Genomic DNA, 16,556 nt, shown 5'->3' with positions numbered 1-16,556 from the left:
GCCTTGGTTCATGCTGCCGAGGCGTTAGCCGGGGCGTAGAGGTAGACGTTCTCTCCCGGAGACCGTCGATCGCAATTCCGGTAATTTCGACCGGTGATGGCGCAGACAAAGCCGTGTTCGGCAAACATCTCCTGCGACCAGTAAGTACCGTCATCGAGGCGAACAGCCTCGTCGGTTAGAACGAAAATTCGGCGACCATCGATATGACGAACGTCGCGAGCAAGGCTGCTGCGGACCTGTCGACCATCATGAAGAACGGCAAGATGCCTGTTCGAATGTCGCCGCCCAGTAACATCGCAGACGAAAGAGTTTTGCTCTGCCGCCCAGGGGGACCACAATTGGTTTTCGACTTCGACCGCCAATCGTCGAGGGAACCGGTCGCCGTGATAACGACAATCAACGGCGTGTCGGTGAGCACAGCGGTGGCACCAAATTCGAACACCACCATCCCCGTTAATTCGAACGGAGTAGCCGTTGTGCTCATGGAATTCTTCACCCCGGCGACACCGCTCGCACTTCGTCATCGGATTGCGAGCGATGCCATCGGTGCCGTCAGCGAAGATCTCACCTCCGGCATCGATGGCCAAGAAGTCTCCACCGTCGGTCAGCCGCTGACGGCCGTCGATGTACGGCGCAATGAACTTACGCTTCGAGCGGCCGACCGGAACCCGTTTGAGACGTGCCCCGTTCAAGCTTCCATTTGAATAGCCGAGAGCGGCGAGGCGAGGCTCGATACGAGCGGTGTCTCCATAGATGCGGCCGTAAATCTTCCGCTCCGGCCAGACCAAGCAACGAGCTGTAATCTGGCCATCACGCTCGAGCCAAGCGAGCTGCAGATCGCCGGCCGCATAGACCCGAACGGGGTGGAAGCGGGATTGGAAATGATCCGCCGGATATTGCATACAAGAATGCGGCCCGTTCACATAAACTCGGACCATCTTCGTCGGGTTGTCCGTGAACAGCAGTTTGCAGTCGTCGAGAAGAGCGACATATTCCGTCGCCAAATCCCGAATTTGGGTTTCCGACAACACATCGGAGAAGAATTTCGTCAGATAACGACCTGCGTTGAGGCGGGTCTGCCGATCGGCATGACCCTTCGCCTCGGTCTCGGTGTAGGCGACCTGAGCCTCGGTCTCGACCGAGACGTGGGCATAGTGATCCGGGTACTTACCGTCGAACCACGGCTGACCAACCCAAGGCAGTTCACGATAGGTGCCCTCGGAAAAGCGCCGCTCCTCGCGAGCACGCCATTCGGTCCCGGAAACGATACGCGGCTGGAACACATAGCCGTGGTGGAGGGACATCTGATCCCGGCAGAACTCAGCTGCCTCGGCCCCGTCCGTCCAAAGCTTCGTAATGTCGCTCCCGCTGTCCGGGTCATACTCGGTCCAGGCCTGCTGAAAATCCGAGCCCTTCTGGAAATAGATGACTTTGAACATAGAACCCCTCGAAACGAAAAAGGGGTCCCCGAAGGAACCCCTTGTGCTTACCGCGGTGAGAGCTGTCGTTACGCCGGTCGGCGGAACTCGATGATCCGGCTTCGCGGATATTCGGCGATGCGGACTTTGCTGCCCTTGCCGTTGCCGCTGATCACGATCGCTTTGCCGTTCGGAGCCCAGCCGACGAAGTAACCAACGTGGCCGTTTCGTCCCTTCGGGTTGCCACGGTTCATGACCGCGATGTCGTCCTTCTGCGGCTGCGACACCCGCTTGCCGTAGGTGAGGAAGCTCTTAGCCCAAGCTGAGCCGCTTCCACGGCGGCCGACCTTCTTCTCGATGAAGTTGACGAATTCGGCACACCACTTGGTGCGACGGTGGGTCGGATTGGTTCCGACATATTTCTGAGCGACTTCGACGGCGCCCCGAGCCTCCGAAACTGACGGTGCAGACATGCAGAGGAGAGCGGTGATGAACACCGCGCTGATCAGTTTTCTCATGTGACCTCTTTGAAGTATTGGGCTCTCCGGCCCAAGTATTTGTAAGTACAAAACTTACCGCGGTAAGAGTTGGCGCTCCCTGATGGATACGAACCACCGTTTCCGGCCTGAGAGGGCCGGCGTCCTAGACCGCTAGACGAAGGGAGCAATTAGGAACTGGGGAGCTGGGCCGCGAACCACCGTAGGAGTTCGGGATTGTCAGCCCACAGGTCGATGTACCCACGAGATAGGGACATGATCGCGCGTTCTTCCCGCTCGCGACTGTCCAGATTATAGGTCCACCAAATGGCGTGACCGATCTCGTGATGAACGATTTCCGCTTTGAAGAGCGGTGGAAGATCGTCGACGATGTCCATTGCAAAATCGTCGAAACGACAGAAGCCGAATTTACCCTCGCGCTTCTGCCAAGTCTTCGACCTTAGCTGGATCTTCCAGACGTAAGGACCGATCTTGATCGAGGCGGGTAACTTCATCGAGCGCTGGATATGGCGTCCAGAACTGCTTCAGCAAAGGGAACTTCCTACGGAACTGGCGTTCCCGGAAGACTAGAATGTGATGGTGGTGCCCATCTCCATGACTAGGGTGCATACTTCCTCCGGCGACGTTTCTGTTCCTCGGGGGAGTTGTTCCGAACATATTGCGTTGTCTCTTGGTCGAGCTGCCGCTGTTCGGCCTTTGTCATTTTGTCGAGAAGCCGCTCGGCAATTTGCTCGATCGAATGGAACCTGACGAGATACGCGACCATGTCGTCCCGGCTTGCCATTACGAACCTCTCTATGAATTGGCGCTCCCTGATGGATACGAACCACCGTTTCCGGCCTGAGAGGGCCGGCGTCCTAGACCGCTAGACGAAGGGAGCAATTGGTTACGAGGTGTGGACGATGACCTGATCTCCGATGCCGGAGACAAACCGGGCACAGGACGCAGCGAGAGCTTGCGTCTCGTAATCACGTTCGAGCTTTTGAGTGAGGACCGTCCCGTCAGATTCCGGGTATTCGGCGGTGATCTCCCACCGACCGGTTTCGGTGTTTCGAGCAACGATGTAGCGATTTGCCATTACGCCGCGACCTTCACATAGAAGGGAGCTTCTCGCGTCTGGACATCAGACCACCGGGCGTCACGCCAATAGCGTCGACCAGAAGTCCAGTAATCCTTGCCGCCGAAAGCGACACCGGTGGGGATTTCGATCTCGACCTGCATCACCGCTCGGCCGAGGAAGCCACGGCGAAGCCGCTTGTTACCCGTAAGCACGGGCTTGCCTTTGATCCTCATTTCCGCCTCACATGAATTCGCGACGAGGAAGGATTTCACCGCTCGGGCGAATGCCGAGAGGGTTCTCCGTGTAACCTTCGAACCACGGGCCGTTGCTCGGGAGCGAAAGCCGGATGAACTGCCGGTCAGTTTCTTCGGGGACCGGCATGGACTCGTGTACACAGAGACCATCGAGCCAGTAGACCTCGCCGGCGCCGAAGACGCGCTCGGCCTTCGGATCGAGCTGGTCGATCAGATGGTCGCATTCACCCTCGTCGCCCGGCATTCCGATGAAGTGCTGGTTCCATGCCCGACAGGCCGGATAGCTGGAGACCGTCAGCATTCCGTTGCCGACAGAACCCCAACCGCCACCGCCACCCCAAGCCCCCATCTTCCCCTGATAGACACCATCAACGTGGAGACCGCCGCGGCGGGTTGTGTCACCCGGAGTGAGATGTTTCTCGTCGATGGTGACATAGCCGACGGAACCGGCATGGCCACCGAGAGCGAAGAGTTTGGTCAGAACACCACGATACGAGGCGAGCATGTCCGGGATTGACCCGAGGTCGCCCAATACAACCGGCATCATCATGACGCGCAGACCACTGAACTCCGGGAAGTCGATCTGACCCCGGTAACAGAAGGTGCTTGTGAACATTGTTACCTCGCGAGTTTCGGGCGCGTGATCTGGATCGAGATTGGCCGGTCACTGTGATAGCTGAAGTTTCCGTCCGTATAACCGAGCGTCCGGATGGTGATAGTTTCCATCTCGACCGGAGCTTTTCGCTTGTACCGATGGGAAAGCCGGCGAGCCGCAGCAAACACCAAGGCGAGAGCCGGGCCGAACACGACGAATGTAAGAAGAGCTTCGCGCATACCTTCTCCGTAAGAATTGGCGCTCCCTGATGGATACGAGCCACCGTTTCCTCCCTGAGAGGGGAGGCGTCCTAGACCGCTAGACGAAGGGAGCAAAAGAAAGGGTTGGGCCGACGGGGCGATTGATCAGTGCCGGGACGTCTGGATCAGTTCCACCTCATCGGCCGCACGCTCGTTTGTCCCAACCGACGCGCGTCGGAGGGTGAGACAAGCCAACTCTTGGTGGACGCTGGACCCAACCCAATTAGGTGGGGAGACTGATGCCGAGGTGCAGGACAAGGAACGATCGACGATCGACGAGGCACGAACCACAAACGTCTATGATGACCGGCGACTATGGACAGGAGACCGCGAGGGTCGCCGTTATGGGCCGGCTACTAGAGACAGTAGGTTTGCCAATCCGACAATTGACCCCATCGGCAGGGCTTTGCACTTCGAGTCAGTCTCCCCGCTCTCACTCAGAGCAAGCCGAAGCCCGTGAGGGTTTCGACCTGCGTCTTCGTGAGAGTTATGCGGGTGGAGCCATTCAGCGCCGCACGCTCGTCTTCGAGCGTCTCCTTGGTGCGCTTCAGGCTCAGAATTTCTTTCGACAGTTCCTCGCGGATTGTGTCGTCGACGAGATTGGTCGCAAGCGAGTCCGACGAATAATCGGGATCGTCAAGCTTCTTGACCGCGCGATCCTTGGTAGCGGTCAGCTGTTCGATGCTTGCCATCGGCGCCGCGTCGGTGATCGATTTCAGGAGCTTCATCACCCGCTCACGATCAGCGATCTCGGCCAGCAGTGTATCGACGCCGGCGTTGGCATTGGCCTGCGAAATGTCGATGCGAAGGACGCGAAGAACGGTCGACAGCTCAATGAGACGGCGGGCTTTCGCGATCAGCTCACCCTGGGTGAGTTTGATAACGTCTTCGAGATCGGTCTGGACCTTGGGGACCAGAAGGGAGAAGGAGGCTCGGGTCTCGAGCTTCGCCGCGGCGAGCGTGGCCTCGATCTCCTTACGGAGTTTCAAAGCCCTTTTGAGGGTGATCTGCATGAAGGTTCCTTACCGCGGTAAGATCAGTGGTGGGCGACCGGGTTCTCGACCTCGGTCAACGGGCAGGCCGCGATAGCGCGGTCGAGCACGGCCAGGACATCGGCGTGCGTCGTGTTGGTGTCATCGTTGAACCCGGCGATGTCGTTGCCATCACCAGTGTTGGGGATGAACTTCCTCAAGAATGCGAGGACGTCATAGTCAGCCCATATCAGCGCGTCGTTTGCCTTGATCGAAGAGGCACGATCAAGAGCCCCCATCAGACAGGTGCAGGACACCTTTCTGAGATCGGGATTGTTAACGTCGTCGTATACGCACAGCTCGCCCTGAACCCAGTGCTTGGGGTCAGCGAGCCACTTCCTCGCGTTGATGAAGATGTCTCTCATAGTCGAGACGCTCCTGAGAACATGCGGGTCGAAAGTCCTCGGCCATCCAACCTTCGAGGAAGGAGGGGGTCGCCGGCGCCGGCCAGCCTTCGAGGATCAGGTTCCCTTCACGGGTGCGACCCAGAACTCTGCAGACCGTTCCGGCCGGAGGACCGGGGTCAGGCTGTTCGGGGTCGATGTCGTCGGTACGCGAGACAACAAGTTCGAGCATTTACGCCGCTTCCTTGATCGCGAGGTCGATGACCTTCAGCAGCCGCTTGTGCGAGGTGCGCTTACTGTCGTTGAAGAGCCAGATCGACATGCCGAACGGTTTCGGCAGCACACTCTGGATGATGCTGCGGGCGGATACCCGATCGATATTCGAAAGCTTCAACTCGTGTTCGGCTCGGAACAGAGCACCCTCGAGACAGAAGCAAGAAGCCGAAGGAGACACCTCGGTGACCTCTTTGCCGCGAGACGTTCTCGCGAGAGAACCCTTCGTCCATCGTTTCGGGTCCGACAGAATGAGCCGAACGCCCCGAAGAATTAACAGGGCCGGGTTCGGATGATTCTGGATTTTCTTATAGACGTTCATGCCGCCACCTTCTCAATCGCTCGGTCGATCACGGCCAGAACATCGCTCTGTCTCGTGCCGAGATCATCGTTGAACCAATGAATGACACCCGCCGCGGACGGTGGAAGTTGGCCCACAATCGCCCGCTTAACGGAATCGATATGTTGAGGCGGAACCGAGATGTGGATTGCACCGAGTAGGCACGCACAGGTCGCCCGGTTCTCGTATTCGTCGAGCGTGGAGATTGAGTTCCCCGCCGCATCCCGAAAGAGTGCACGTTGAGTCCATCGGCCTTTCGGCGTCAGATATTCACGAACCTTTTGCAGGTTCAGCACCAGCTCGTTCATGCCGCCTCCTGGATCGCTCGGTCGAGCAGAGCAATCACATCCTGGTGCCGGGTTTTCTCCCGGTCATTGAATGTGATCATGCAGCCGCCGGCCGCAGTGTTCAGGCTGGTGATCGCCCAGCTTCGATAAGAGGTGAGCCCCAGCTCATCCGAAGCACGACGAACCGCGCCGTAAAGACAGAAACACGAAGCATCGCTTCCATAGGACATAACCGTCTCACCGAAACGGTCGCGTGCCATTGCACCCTTGGTCCAACGTCTGCGAGACTTGAGAATGAGACGCACGCCCCGAAGGATCAGGAGAGCCGGGTTAGGATGGCTCTGGATCAGTTGATCGGTATTCATAAGGAACCTCAGTCTGGGTCTCGGTGCGCCGGTTGAACGTGCCCTTGAAGGTGTGATGCTTCAGGTTCACGCAACGGTCGTGACCGCAGGTGTTGAAGATGCGAACTCCGCGTGGGAGATCGGGACAGAGGGCACGCACCACCGAGACGGGCTTCCCGTTTATCGAGATGACCGGCTTCGGTATTTTGGTAACGGTTCGAGGCTTGCCGAACCAACCTTTCGACTGCATGGTCGTACGGACGCGGGGGTGCATGGCCCCGGTCCACAGCCAACAGGCGTTTTCGTCGGAGTGATCCTGAATGAGACGCAAGATGCGGGATCGAGGATCGTTAGGTTTGTTTTCGGGCATTTCACCCTTTACATATTCTTGACTTCTTCTGTCGGAATAAAAAATCTCTCTGCGTGAGATCAAATACCCCACTGACAAACCTAACTCTCTCTTCTCTTTCTCCAACTCTTGATCTTAGAGAAGAGAAAAAGAGAAGAGAAAAGGATGGGAGCACTCACACAGTAAGTACGGAGATCGCGTCGTCGAACAGTTGGATCACCTGTTCAGGTGATCGCTCTGGATCGTCGTTCCACGTCAGCAGCCCTCCGCTCCCTAACGGTAGGAACGAGCGTAGGAAGTTGATCTCGGCCAGAGTTCCACCGACCGCCCATACGGAACCCATCGCATCCCAACGGACGGCGGTCGGTGACCATTCGGATGTCGGCCGGTCTTCACCATCTCTGGCAAAAGCCTGTTGCGACCATCCCGCTTTCACCCGGTCCCGAGCCCGAATTAGTATCGCGCGCGAAACCTCGGTGTATGTTTCTCCAACCAGCAAGTTAGAGAACGGGACGGGCTCTGGACCGACTTCCATAAGATGAAGGTAGAGCCCGGTCATGGCGCCACCGCACTCAGGAACACAAAGAACCCGACTACGACGAGCACGCCGAACAGCTCAGCGAGCCGCGTGTCCGTGTTGTCCATGATGGCCCCCGTTCGGATTGTGGTTCGGTTTCCAGGTCGTGACGATGTGGCCGGCACGCATGGCCTTGTCCGACCGGCGCGCGAATTTGCGGCGGTCTTCCTTATCGGACCAGTCGACGATGCCGTGGCCGATCTCACGCTCGCCGTCGAAAGACAGGATCACGTAATGGCGCGGCTGACGAATGCCAGCAGGAGTATTGGTCATGGGTGTGCCTCCAGAATGGTTCGCCCGAGCCAAGGCCGGGGACGGTTGATGAATTGGGTTGCGCTTTCTCGAGCCCGAGCCAGAACCTCATCCCGGTCGGTCGCGAAAATTTCGAGGCGCTTTTCGAGCGCCTTGACGATGTCGGTACGGGAGGTCGCCCCGTATTCTGCGAGCCAGAGCCTGATCCCGGCACGGGAGTTCGACTGCAGAAGCAAGTTGGCGGTGGCGTATCTATCGGACATAGATGTCCCCCAGATTGCCGCCCGACCGTTCGACCAGCCGGCATATCTCGCCAGCCGCATGGTAGGCATCGCCCGTCACGGTCCAGAGCCGTGCGCCGGTCGTCCTATCGAAGACCGTGTAATCACGGCCCTCGCTCTGGACCGGGACCGGAGCCCGGCGCGGTCTCTTACCGCGGTAAGATTTGCGAGGAGGACGGTAGTAGTCCTGCCACTCGCCATCGCGCCGCCGCTGGATGACCCAGCCGACGAGCGGATCGAAGACGGCACGAGACCCCTCCAGAGCAAAGTCTGTCGGTTGAGGTCCAGGCTCCGTCTCAAAGAAGAGACGTTCCAGAACCTGCGCCTCGGTTTTCGGCAAAGCGAATTTCTCTTCGGGTCTGACCCGGATGGTTTGGCGGTTCATGGAATTCGTGCCCCGAATAAATTTTGGGTTTGCTCTCGCGCGCCATCAGCTTCGGGCCGCAGGGCCAGAATTAGGATGTACAGACGGGAGGGGGTGCCCCTCCCGCTGAGACACGGGAGGGGCGGAGGGTCGCGGCCCTTTGGAGGGGTTAGGCCGCGAGGGGGACTTCTTCGGACGGGGCGGCAACCTTGGCCGCTTCGTCGATTGCCGAGAGGATTTTCTCGGCAAGGCGGTTCAGGCCCTCGACATCACCCGCGAGGGTCATGGCGGCAATGGCCTGCAACGCGCGCACTTCGTTTGTGGCTTCGGGGATGTCATCCGAAGCATCCGCCGGGGCGGGATTGGTGGCCTTGGCCTTAGCCTTGGCTTCATCCCCGCGGCCGTTGCCGGTCCCCTTGCTGAACTCACCCCGGACATCGCGCCATGCACGGGCACCCATGCGGGACCGGACTGCAAGGAACTGGTCACGGTGGCTCGCATTGGCCACAAGATCGGCACCATACGCGCCGAGCACGGCACGCTTGGCCCAAGCCATGATCTGGCCCCGGACGCCTTCGGACTTCAGCGCGTCAAGCGCCTCCGTGACGGTGGCAGAGGCTTCTTTGCGGATAGCCTTATCGTCGGACGTGAAGCCCAAGGCGTTCAGCGTGACAACCGTCATGGCGGCCACGTCGCAAGTGGCCTCCGAAACCTTCACTTCCGCCTTGTTCGCCGCTTCGATCATGGAAGCGAGGCGGGTCAAAATAACCTTGGACATTCTCTTATCCCTTCTAGGTCAAATCTTACCGTGGTAAGATTTCGGAGCGTTGTGCTGAAGACATACCTCTCCCGTTCACCCACAACGTGGGTGTTAAAGGACAGTATAGCCTAGAGACAATTCTCCTATATTAGAGATTAGACTATCTAATCTCTTCCTATAACCAAGATACCACCCTCAAATACTCATAAAAGCATAAGGGGTAGACCTTTTTCTCAAGAGCTACAGGGGTTTAGGTGCGAATGACCCTAAGTTTATCTCCAGTAAATTTTCCAAAATCCAGGCACTAGTACTTGCAAACAAAAAGGCCCGACTTTCGCCGGGCCTTTCTATTAGTTGATGCTGTGTCCGAACATCTCGGCCTCTGTTCGAGGCCCCGTCCGGAAAACATCCGCCATAGCGCTTGCGAAGTCCACGTAGACTTCTGACAAATTCGTCGAGGTCGCAATCCTCAAACGCCACGCTTCCATAAGAAGAACTCCGATTACTCGGCCGGCCGGGATTTCATCGGCAAGGGCCTCAGCCACCGTCTCCCTCAGATCCTGTTCCAGGTCCTTCACGTCGTAGATGACACTCATAAGTTTCCCAGGTCCTCGTCCATACAGTTACGTGCGCTTCGTTTCCACAATTGTGATGAACTCGTATTCGACCGACGGGGGGCCGGCCGTTTCCTTGCCCATGATGATGTCGAACCCCAAGCTCACTTTTAAGTCGCGCATCCGCTGCCGAAACGTCTGCAGCCCAACAGGCTGGACACCCGCCGAACCGAGACAGAAACTGTAATACTTTTCGTGCAACTTGGCTTCGGAAACGCGGGTCTCCTTCGATCCCTGATGGGCAGCGATCCCGACCCGAACCTGATTGCTGCCCGTGAGAAAATAACGGACAGAGTTGATCGAGTTCGACACCTCTTCCACGCGGACGACATGGGACATCGGGATCGTGTAATCCTGATTTTCCTTCAGCCGCAGGATTGCCTGTACAGCCCATGACGCGATCGCTTCCCGTTCTTCGTTCGCCACCCGGACGGCAAAATCGACGTCCCGCTGTTCACGAGGAATAACGCGAGTGAATTCGAGGAACAGCCACCGGCGGGTGAACCCGTCGGAGTGGTCTCGACTCTTGGGCAGATGGTTCGCTGCGAACCACTGAGCCGCAATCGGCCGGAACTTGAAGATCTGCTGACCCTTGAGCTGGCCATTGATCTCGGCGCCTTCGACGATGAGCTTGAACTTCTCACCATCAATCAGCTTCGACTCCGATAGCTCGCCGCAGAAGTTCATGATCTTGTTCAGCATCATGGTCGGCTGAAAGCGGTCGCTCCAGTCGTGCGGCGGCACATACGAGACCGCGTCATCCGGCAGAAGCTCCATCATGATCTTTGCCAGCGTCGTTTTGCCGGTCCCGCCCGGCCCGAGCAGGCAGCAGACCCGCTGGAACTTGGGGGCGAGCCCGAACATGGTCGCGGCCATCATCTCCTGCAGTGAGGAGATTTTGTCCTGAAAGTCCGGGTTCTCGCCCCACGCATCGTGCAGATACTGGGTGAACAGCGGGCAGCGGCCGGCGTCCTCCGGCATGTACCGGTATGGCAGGACATAGGTCAGGCCGTGGTCCGGATTATGCGGATGCAGTTCGAGGTCCTCGGTCAGGAAGCCGTTCGCGAAGTTCACGCCTGAGAGCGCAATCTGCTTCAGGTCCTTTTCGAGCAACGAGGCCATCGTCTTTACGATGCCGCGGTGGTCGTTCTGCTTCTTGGCCGCAGGATAGTGGCCGAAGTCCTCGGCAATGACCCGAAGGATATGACCCTCCTGCAAGGGCTCCCAACAGGCACCCCGCCATTGCCAGAACCTTGAGCCAAAGAACCGGATTTCACCGAAATGAGACATCTCAGTGATTACGGCATTGGCGATCTCGGCGTGGTCGTTGCCTTCGATTTCACCCTGCCGGAGTTCCCGCAGCCGCTTCCGAAGAGCGGTCAGAGTGATCTGCTTGTTCGACAGGTTGGTGATCGTCTGCAGCATCTGGTCCTCTTCCAGTGAGGAGAGGTCCGCGGCCGCGATGCGCGCCAGAACGAACTCGACCGTCGACATCCAAGCCGACGAGTTGGGCTCGCTTATCTTCTGGAATTCCGCCTGCATGTAATTGCGGATTTTGATTGCTTCCCAGCGCTCGTTTTCTTCCTCGAAGTTGAGGCCGAGCTTCTCCTTGTCCTCACCCGACAGCCCGGTGTCCCAACCTTCGGGGAGTGTGCGCTTTCGTTCGCCGAGAACGTCTCGGACAAGGAACTCGATGACCTTTTGCTGGGCCTTCTCACGGCTGATGTCGTCGCCGGCCACCCGTTCGACGAAGCTATCAACCCATTCCCCGATCTCATCGAGGGCCTCGATCAGGGTCCGTTCACCGCGGGTGATCGCCCGAGCCAGGATACCGGCGTGGGCAACCATCGCGTTGTCGCGGGCGCCGGAGGGGACGAACGTCGAAACGCGAGTCTGAGTGCCCGAAGATAGCTCGATACCCTCATCTTCGAGCGCTCCACGAAGGATGGACTCGATGTCACGGGGCAGGAGCGGGAGGATCGACAAAACGTCGAGCAGGTGCCCGTTGGCCTGATAGGGGAGCTGGGTCGTCGGATGGATCGAGGGGGGTAGAACGAACTGGGTGCCTTTCGAGAGACACTCGCAGAGCATTTCACCGTTGGCGAACTTCAGACGGAAGGTGCGCTGACCATTATAGCGGTAGGCCATGACGCAGCCCTTGCGTCCGATACGCTTCCAGGGCGACTTCGGAAGGACGCGCTCGAGAACGGCGAGCACCTTCGGGTCATCGGTATCGATGTCGATCGCGACGATGTTGGACTGCGGGCCGAGCGGAAGGCCAATGTTGCCGTTATGATAAACGAGCAGCCATTCTTCCTTCTGATCCTCGGTCGGCATCGTGTCAGCGAACAGCTGCCAGCGATTGATCGCAGGCATCTTGTCCCGAACACGAAGCGGAATAACGGGGAGGCCGGCCGCCCAATAGCGCGGCGCCTCATTCGCGAAGATATTGTTCATTGGGAAACCGATTTGAGATTGCGGAGACGGCTCATCAGCTCAGCGATTTGATCCTTGGAGAGAACCTCCTCCATGAGGCGGATCACGACCGACTGGAACGTCGCCATTTCCTGAATGTTGAAGACCCGCTCCTTCAGAACGACGAGCTTCTCCAGAACACCCGTGTAGGTCTTGAAGAACTGGATCTTTTCGGAGTGATCCTTGTTCGTCAGCTGAGTGCCGAACTGCTTCAGTTCGTTGATTAGGCCGGTGATCTCGCGCTCGATGATCTCGTTTTTGTCCCCTTCAACGTCAAAAATGTCGGCTTTTTGGGTCTGAATTGCGACTTGACGTGCTCGGAGAAATTCCTTGATTTCGTCCGAGTAGGGACAATCTGGGCTGTCTAAATAGCCCTCGTGATGCCTCGCGAGGTCTGCTGCCGCCTTCAATGGGCGGAAAGTGTCTTCGGTAATCTTTGGGAAGAACATTCAGGTCCTCTTTGGAAGCCTGACATAGTTTCCCCTTGGGTTTAGGCAACGAAATGTCGTTCCAACTTCGCTTCCATTCCTACTGAATTGCGTTCGAAGAAGTCGTTCCTATGTAACGACAGTGTCCGGAAATGCTTTTCTCTCGGATTTCTCAAACCTCCTCGATTCGAAGTTTTCCGATGACCGGACATCTATGTCCATGTCGAACTGGATCGAGAAAAACACAACGCTGAAGAAGCGACCGTTCTCGTTTCATGAGTACGAATTCCAAAGACAGATCGCCGATGACATGCACCCCGACCTGTCGTGCATCAAGTGCTCCCAGATCGGCCTTACCGAAGTTCAGCTCCGCAAATATGGCGGGTTCCTGAAGAGAAACACCGCCGTCACCGGCATCTTCACCCTTCCGAATGACAAGATGTACAAGCGCGTCTCTCAGACCCGCTTCAAACCATTGATGGACAGCGAGCCGGTCTTTAACCAGGGCGGCATTGAAAAACCCATCCGGTCGATGGGCCTCTACCAAATCGACCAGTCCTTCGGATATTTCACCGGCAACACCGAAGGTGACGCCACTTCGATCTCAGCCGACATGCTTGTGCATGATGAAGTCGACTTGTCGGACCCAGCAATGCTCGGTCTCTTCCAGTCGCGTCTCCAGAACTCCGATTTCAAGATCACGCAGGGATTTTCGACTCCAACATTCGTCGGATTTGGTATCGACGCGAAGTTCAAGGCCTCCGATCAGCACGAATATCTTTGCCGCTGCACCCGCTGCAATCACTGGAACGACCCGGTTTTCACGCCGAAATTCATCTGTTTGCCGGGTTTAAGCTCCGATTTGAACGATCTTTCGGAGATCGACGTCGATATGGCAGCGAAAATTGCTCTCGAAGAAGCGTATGTGCGATGTGAGAAGTGTTCGGCGCCGCTCGACCTGGGCAATCCCTCTCTGCGCCAGTGGGTGGCCAAATTCCCCAGCCGGCGAGCCCGTGGCTACCGGGTACGGCCATTTGCTACCCCTCGACTGACGGTTCCTTATATCGTCGGCCAGCTGCTGAAGATGAAACAGCAGGAAAATCTACGCGGCTGGTACAACACAGTTCTCGGGGAACCCTACAACGACTCGAACGCTCGTCTGAGCGAGGCCGATGTCCGAGCGGTAATGGCCGGCGCCTCGAAGCCGGATACTCTTCCGCAGGAAATTGGTATCGGGATCGACGTCGGTCAGATCTGCCATCTTGTTTACGGCACGCCCGATGTTGTCTTTGGCTGGGAACAGATCCACGCCGACAAGCTCGTTGAGCGGATCAAGCAGCTCGGTGAACAATACACGATCGTAACCGGCGCTCTCGATCGCCATCCCTACACTCCGACGGCCAACGAGTTGCGAGATTCGACCCACGGCAGGATTGCTCCGGTCGAGTACCGCGGTGCAGCTTCCATGAATCTAGTGCTCGACGAGTTCGAAGCATTTAGCCACGTCCAGGTCAATCGGACACAGATCATCGACGCCGTGGTGTCGTCCATCCGTAAGAAGCAGTGGGCTTTCACCGGTTATACCCAGTACGAGCGGCTGATCATCGAGCACTTGCAGGACATGGTCCGCATTGAGTCGGCCGAGGAGCCGGCCAAATGGCAAAAGCTCACTGGGAACGACCATTTCTTCCACGCACTCGGCTTCCTCAAGGCGGCGTTCAAGCTGAAAACAATTCAGGATTTTCAGGATCTGACCGAGAACCGCATTATGTCCAGCGTCATTACAGTGAACATTCCGACTCATAACGAGTCGCACCTGGGCCTAAAACGCCCAAGCGGGAAACCCATATCAATCGGATTGCATCGAGAAGGCTTTTAATCGGTGGCCCTAAACTTTGGATCCCTTTTTACTTGGGTCCTACCTAAAAAGAAGGGAAAGAAGGGCGGGGTAGGCCTTTCTGCAACCTTTGATCCGAACGCCAACGATGGCGTATTGACCGTCCCGCAATATCGGGAACACCTCACCGACCTTTTCTCGTCTCGTCAGGCTAACGATAGCCGGGTTCTTCTACAGGAACTGTTCAAGACGGACCCTGATGTCTCGGCGGCGCTCAATGCCTACCTGACGATGTCCAATACGGAGATGCTGCTTCTCGCTCGCACCGTCGATGGTCAAATTGACCGCGAGGCGACCAAGCAACTCCAGACCGCATTCAAATTGCTCTCGACGGTCACCGACTACAGCCTTGGTTTCCAACTGAAGCCGAGCATGAAGCAGGTTTGTGAGAACCTCCGATATATGGCTCTCCTTCGGGGGTCAGTCGGTGTTGAGTTGGTGCTGAGCGATAAGCTCGCGCCGTCGGAGCTTCGACAGGTCGATATGGCTGATGTCGAGTGGCGAGAGAAGAAGTCCGGAGAGTATAAGCCGATCCAGAAGCCCGAGGGTTCGAACGACGAGATCAACCTCGACATTCCGACCTTCTTCGTCTCGCACTTCCGCCGAGACCCGACCAACATCTACAGCTGGTCCTATTTCGTCGCGGCAATCAACACGATCGCTGCGCGTCAGCAGGTCATCAATGACCTCTATCGGATCATGCAGGTCACCGGCTATCCGCGGCTGGACGTCAAAGTCGTCGAGGAGGTCCTCCTCAAGAACGCTCCGGCCAACATCAAGGCCGATCAGGTCCAGCTCAAGAGTTACATGGCCTCTCGACTGGCGGAGATTCAGTCTTCCTTCGCCACGATGCGCGCCGATCAGGCCATCGTCCATTTCGACTCTGTAGAACCCAAAATCATCAATGACCGTCAGCCCGGCATGGCGGTCGACATCTCCTCGGTGATTCAGACCCTCAACGCCCAGAACCAGGCCGGCCTGAAGACCATGTCGACGGTCATCGGCCGCGGCGAGAGTGGTGTGAACACCTCGTCGGTCGAAGCCCGTATCGCGGCGATGAATGCTGACGAGTTGAATGAGCCGATCGCTGACATTCTGACCAAGGTCGGCAATTTCATTCTTCACTCGAACGGATTTCAGGGTTGGGCGGAAGTTACCTTCCGACATGCTGAGCTGCGACCGGATCTCGAACTCGAGCCGCAGCTGATGCTCAAATCTCAGCGTCTTCGGCAAGACCTGTCCGATGGCCTGATCACGGACGAAGAATATCATCTCCTTATGTATGGGCGTCTTCCGCCCGACGGCGCCCCGGAACTTTCGGGTACTGGCTTCCTCACGCCCGCACCGGCGGGGGGCGAGGCGGGGGGCGGCAAGGGACCGACCTCAAACAGCGATCCTCTGGGTCGAAGTCTCTCCCCGGAGGGAAATCCGAACGCCAGTCGTTCGAAGGCGATCAAGGCAGCTCTTCTCCTTATGGATCAGGGTGGGCCGTAATGACACCTCCTTGGGACACTTACGAGATCGATGAGGAATCAGGCGACGAGATCGCACACCTATAGGAGATCGAATAATGGGCGCGCTGAGAGACGGTGGTGAAATTCATCTTTGTCCTGGATGCGAAGGCGCCGGCGGCGAGAGCTGGACTGACGCTGCCGAGATGACCTTCGGCTACGATACCTGCGGAGATTGCAAGGGGTCGGGTCTGATCCTTCGCATGGAAAGCGTGCAGGGGAACAAGCGAATAATCGAGGATCGCCCTTGGGTGCCGAACAAGCGCGGCGAGGGGGTAATCTCGTGACGCGACAACAGCTCGCCACGGTCCTCGAATTCGTCGGCAGCGCCGGGGTGGTGGCAGC

23 protein-coding genes and 2 tRNA genes are annotated in these 16,556 nt (G+C 57.6%); 3 read left to right on the top strand and 22 right to left on the bottom strand.

Translation table 11 applies throughout. The features are described 5' to 3' along the window. Nucleotides 1-8: 8 nt before the first annotated feature. From IZ6_RS12790 to IZ6_RS12690, 22 genes are all read right to left on the bottom strand, one after another. Complete coding sequence (locus IZ6_RS12790) at nucleotides 9-1,439, bottom strand: hypothetical protein (RefSeq protein ID WP_222875433.1); 1,431 nt, start codon at nucleotides 1,437-1,439, stop codon at nucleotides 9-11. A gap of 68 nt (nucleotides 1,440-1,507) precedes the next feature. Further along, nucleotides 1,508-1,936 (bottom strand): TIGR02594 family protein, encoded by a 429-nt coding sequence (locus IZ6_RS12785; RefSeq protein ID WP_222875432.1) that lies wholly within the window; start codon nucleotides 1,934-1,936, stop codon nucleotides 1,508-1,510. Between the two features lie 70 nt (nucleotides 1,937-2,006). Further along, nucleotides 2,007-2,083: transfer RNA gene (locus IZ6_RS12780), tRNA-Glu, on the bottom strand. A gap of 2 nt (nucleotides 2,084-2,085) precedes the next feature. Then, complete coding sequence (locus tag IZ6_RS12775; protein ID WP_222875431.1) at nucleotides 2,086-2,409, bottom strand: hypothetical protein; 324 nt, start codon at nucleotides 2,407-2,409, stop codon at nucleotides 2,086-2,088. Nucleotides 2,410-2,718: 309 nt separating this feature from the next. After that, a tRNA-Glu gene (locus IZ6_RS12770) sits at nucleotides 2,719-2,795 on the bottom strand. A gap of 6 nt (nucleotides 2,796-2,801) precedes the next feature. Then, nucleotides 2,802-2,993, bottom strand: coding sequence for a hypothetical protein (locus IZ6_RS12765; RefSeq protein ID WP_222875430.1), 192 nt, complete (start codon nucleotides 2,991-2,993; stop codon nucleotides 2,802-2,804). Then, a complete protein-coding gene (locus IZ6_RS12760) occupies nucleotides 2,993-3,208 on the bottom strand; it encodes a hypothetical protein (protein ID WP_222875429.1) in 216 nt (71 codons plus the stop codon). Before IZ6_RS12760 ends, IZ6_RS12765 begins: the two co-directional genes overlap by 1 nt. Before the next feature lie 7 nt (nucleotides 3,209-3,215). Continuing rightward, nucleotides 3,216-3,845, bottom strand: coding sequence for a hypothetical protein (locus tag IZ6_RS12755; RefSeq protein WP_222875428.1), 630 nt, complete (start codon nucleotides 3,843-3,845; stop codon nucleotides 3,216-3,218). A 2-nt stretch (nucleotides 3,846-3,847) separates the two neighbouring features. Further along, nucleotides 3,848-4,063, bottom strand: a complete 216-nt coding sequence (locus IZ6_RS12750; RefSeq protein WP_222875427.1) for a hypothetical protein — start codon at nucleotides 4,061-4,063, stop codon at nucleotides 3,848-3,850. A 458-nt stretch (nucleotides 4,064-4,521) separates the two neighbouring features. Beyond that, nucleotides 4,522-5,097, bottom strand: a complete 576-nt coding sequence (locus tag IZ6_RS12745) for a hypothetical protein (protein WP_222875426.1) — start codon at nucleotides 5,095-5,097, stop codon at nucleotides 4,522-4,524. Between the two features lie 23 nt (nucleotides 5,098-5,120). Then, entirely contained in the window at nucleotides 5,121-5,480 is a 360-nt protein-coding gene (locus IZ6_RS12740) for a DUF6197 family protein (RefSeq protein WP_222875425.1), read from the bottom strand. A 211-nt stretch (nucleotides 5,481-5,691) separates the two neighbouring features. Further along, complete coding sequence (locus IZ6_RS16105; RefSeq protein ID WP_420825552.1) at nucleotides 5,692-6,054, bottom strand: DUF6197 family protein; 363 nt, start codon at nucleotides 6,052-6,054, stop codon at nucleotides 5,692-5,694. Further along, entirely contained in the window at nucleotides 6,051-6,380 is a 330-nt protein-coding gene (locus IZ6_RS12730) for a DUF6197 family protein (RefSeq protein WP_222875423.1), read from the bottom strand. The genes IZ6_RS16105 and IZ6_RS12730 overlap by 4 nt, the downstream gene beginning before the upstream one ends. Further along, nucleotides 6,377-6,724, bottom strand: a complete 348-nt coding sequence (locus IZ6_RS12725) for a DUF6197 family protein (RefSeq protein ID WP_222875422.1) — start codon at nucleotides 6,722-6,724, stop codon at nucleotides 6,377-6,379. The genes IZ6_RS12730 and IZ6_RS12725 overlap by 4 nt, the downstream gene beginning before the upstream one ends. A 503-nt stretch (nucleotides 6,725-7,227) precedes the next feature. Beyond that, on the bottom strand, nucleotides 7,228-7,587 hold the full coding sequence (locus tag IZ6_RS16100; RefSeq protein WP_420825587.1) for a DUF6197 family protein: 360 nt from the start codon (nucleotides 7,585-7,587) through the stop codon (nucleotides 7,228-7,230). Between the two features lie 81 nt (nucleotides 7,588-7,668). Next, nucleotides 7,669-7,902 (bottom strand): hypothetical protein, encoded by a 234-nt coding sequence (locus IZ6_RS12720; RefSeq protein ID WP_222875421.1) that lies wholly within the window; start codon nucleotides 7,900-7,902, stop codon nucleotides 7,669-7,671. Further along, nucleotides 7,899-8,144 (bottom strand): hypothetical protein, encoded by a 246-nt coding sequence (locus IZ6_RS12715; protein WP_222875420.1) that lies wholly within the window; start codon nucleotides 8,142-8,144, stop codon nucleotides 7,899-7,901. The genes IZ6_RS12720 and IZ6_RS12715 overlap by 4 nt, the downstream gene beginning before the upstream one ends. Continuing rightward, on the bottom strand, nucleotides 8,134-8,547 hold the full coding sequence (locus IZ6_RS12710) for a hypothetical protein (protein WP_222875419.1): 414 nt from the start codon (nucleotides 8,545-8,547) through the stop codon (nucleotides 8,134-8,136). Before IZ6_RS12710 ends, IZ6_RS12715 begins: the two co-directional genes overlap by 11 nt. Nucleotides 8,548-8,695: 148 nt before the next feature. Beyond that, nucleotides 8,696-9,304, bottom strand: coding sequence for a hypothetical protein (locus tag IZ6_RS12705; protein WP_222875418.1), 609 nt, complete (start codon nucleotides 9,302-9,304; stop codon nucleotides 8,696-8,698). A gap of 332 nt (nucleotides 9,305-9,636) precedes the next feature. Then, nucleotides 9,637-9,882, bottom strand: coding sequence for a hypothetical protein (locus IZ6_RS12700; protein ID WP_222875417.1), 246 nt, complete (start codon nucleotides 9,880-9,882; stop codon nucleotides 9,637-9,639). A gap of 27 nt (nucleotides 9,883-9,909) precedes the next feature. Continuing rightward, nucleotides 9,910-12,357 carry a phage/plasmid primase, P4 family gene (locus IZ6_RS12695; protein WP_222875416.1) on the bottom strand — a complete coding sequence of 816 codons (2,448 nt, stop codon included), beginning with the start codon at nucleotides 12,355-12,357 and terminating at the stop codon, nucleotides 9,910-9,912. Further along, nucleotides 12,354-12,824 carry a hypothetical protein gene (locus IZ6_RS12690; protein WP_222875415.1) on the bottom strand — a complete coding sequence of 157 codons (471 nt, stop codon included), beginning with the start codon at nucleotides 12,822-12,824 and terminating at the stop codon, nucleotides 12,354-12,356. Before IZ6_RS12690 ends, IZ6_RS12695 begins: the two co-directional genes overlap by 4 nt. Before the next feature lie 199 nt (nucleotides 12,825-13,023). On the opposite strand from IZ6_RS12690, the gene IZ6_RS12685 reads away from it, so the two are divergent. The 3 genes from IZ6_RS12685 (at nucleotide 13,024) to IZ6_RS12675 (ending at nucleotide 16,498) form a co-directional block, all read left to right on the top strand. Next, complete coding sequence (locus tag IZ6_RS12685) at nucleotides 13,024-14,682, top strand: phage terminase large subunit family protein (protein ID WP_222875414.1); 1,659 nt, start codon at nucleotides 13,024-13,026, stop codon at nucleotides 14,680-14,682. 3 nt (nucleotides 14,683-14,685) lie between these two features. Further along, nucleotides 14,686-16,194, top strand: coding sequence for a hypothetical protein (locus tag IZ6_RS12680; protein ID WP_222875413.1), 1,509 nt, complete (start codon nucleotides 14,686-14,688; stop codon nucleotides 16,192-16,194). Nucleotides 16,195-16,270: 76 nt separating this feature from the next. Next, nucleotides 16,271-16,498 carry a hypothetical protein gene (locus tag IZ6_RS12675; protein WP_222875412.1) on the top strand — a complete coding sequence of 76 codons (228 nt, stop codon included), beginning with the start codon at nucleotides 16,271-16,273 and terminating at the stop codon, nucleotides 16,496-16,498. Nucleotides 16,499-16,556 lie beyond the last annotated feature (58 nt).

This window comes from Terrihabitans soli (assembly GCF_014191545.1).
In the GTDB taxonomy this organism is placed as follows: domain Bacteria; phylum Pseudomonadota; class Alphaproteobacteria; order Rhizobiales; family Methylopilaceae; genus Flaviflagellibacter; species Flaviflagellibacter soli.
This window is presented reverse-complemented; position numbering and strand designations above follow the sequence as displayed.

Coding starts and splice junctions, on each gene's coding strand:
- IZ6_RS12720 (WP_222875421.1), bottom strand. CDS start 7,902: ATGACCAATACTCCTGCTGGCATTCGTCAGCCGCGCCATTACGTGATC.
- IZ6_RS12715 (WP_222875420.1), bottom strand. CDS start 8,144: ATGTCCGATAGATACGCCACCGCCAACTTGCTTCTGCAGTCGAACTCC.
- IZ6_RS12760 (WP_222875429.1), bottom strand. CDS start 3,208: ATGAGGATCAAAGGCAAGCCCGTGCTTACGGGTAACAAGCGGCTTCGC.
- IZ6_RS12695 (WP_222875416.1), bottom strand. CDS start 12,357: ATGAACAATATCTTCGCGAATGAGGCGCCGCGCTATTGGGCGGCCGGC.
- IZ6_RS16105 (WP_420825552.1), bottom strand. CDS start 6,054: ATGAACGTCTATAAGAAAATCCAGAATCATCCGAACCCGGCCCTGTTA.
- IZ6_RS12690 (WP_222875415.1), bottom strand. CDS start 12,824: ATGTTCTTCCCAAAGATTACCGAAGACACTTTCCGCCCATTGAAGGCG.
- IZ6_RS12765 (WP_222875430.1), bottom strand. CDS start 2,993: ATGGCAAATCGCTACATCGTTGCTCGAAACACCGAAACCGGTCGGTGG.
- IZ6_RS12710 (WP_222875419.1), bottom strand. CDS start 8,547: ATGAACCGCCAAACCATCCGGGTCAGACCCGAAGAGAAATTCGCTTTG.
- IZ6_RS12750 (WP_222875427.1), bottom strand. CDS start 4,063: ATGCGCGAAGCTCTTCTTACATTCGTCGTGTTCGGCCCGGCTCTCGCC.
- IZ6_RS12755 (WP_222875428.1), bottom strand. CDS start 3,845: ATGTTCACAAGCACCTTCTGTTACCGGGGTCAGATCGACTTCCCGGAG.
- IZ6_RS12705 (WP_222875418.1), bottom strand. CDS start 9,304: ATGTCCAAGGTTATTTTGACCCGCCTCGCTTCCATGATCGAAGCGGCG.
- IZ6_RS16100 (WP_420825587.1), bottom strand. CDS start 7,587: ATGGAAGTCGGTCCAGAGCCCGTCCCGTTCTCTAACTTGCTGGTTGGA.
- IZ6_RS12730 (WP_222875423.1), bottom strand. CDS start 6,380: ATGAACGAGCTGGTGCTGAACCTGCAAAAGGTTCGTGAATATCTGACG.
- IZ6_RS12775 (WP_222875431.1), bottom strand. CDS start 2,409: ATGAAGTTACCCGCCTCGATCAAGATCGGTCCTTACGTCTGGAAGATC.
- IZ6_RS12790 (WP_222875433.1), bottom strand. CDS start 1,439: ATGTTCAAAGTCATCTATTTCCAGAAGGGCTCGGATTTTCAGCAGGCC.
- IZ6_RS12700 (WP_222875417.1), bottom strand. CDS start 9,882: ATGAGTGTCATCTACGACGTGAAGGACCTGGAACAGGATCTGAGGGAG.
- IZ6_RS12725 (WP_222875422.1), bottom strand. CDS start 6,724: ATGAATACCGATCAACTGATCCAGAGCCATCCTAACCCGGCTCTCCTG.
- IZ6_RS12740 (WP_222875425.1), bottom strand. CDS start 5,480: ATGAGAGACATCTTCATCAACGCGAGGAAGTGGCTCGCTGACCCCAAG.
- IZ6_RS12745 (WP_222875426.1), bottom strand. CDS start 5,097: ATGCAGATCACCCTCAAAAGGGCTTTGAAACTCCGTAAGGAGATCGAG.
- IZ6_RS12675 (WP_222875412.1), top strand. CDS start 16,271: ATGGGCGCGCTGAGAGACGGTGGTGAAATTCATCTTTGTCCTGGATGC.
- IZ6_RS12785 (WP_222875432.1), bottom strand. CDS start 1,936: ATGAGAAAACTGATCAGCGCGGTGTTCATCACCGCTCTCCTCTGCATG.
- IZ6_RS12685 (WP_222875414.1), top strand. CDS start 13,024: ATGTCGAACTGGATCGAGAAAAACACAACGCTGAAGAAGCGACCGTTC.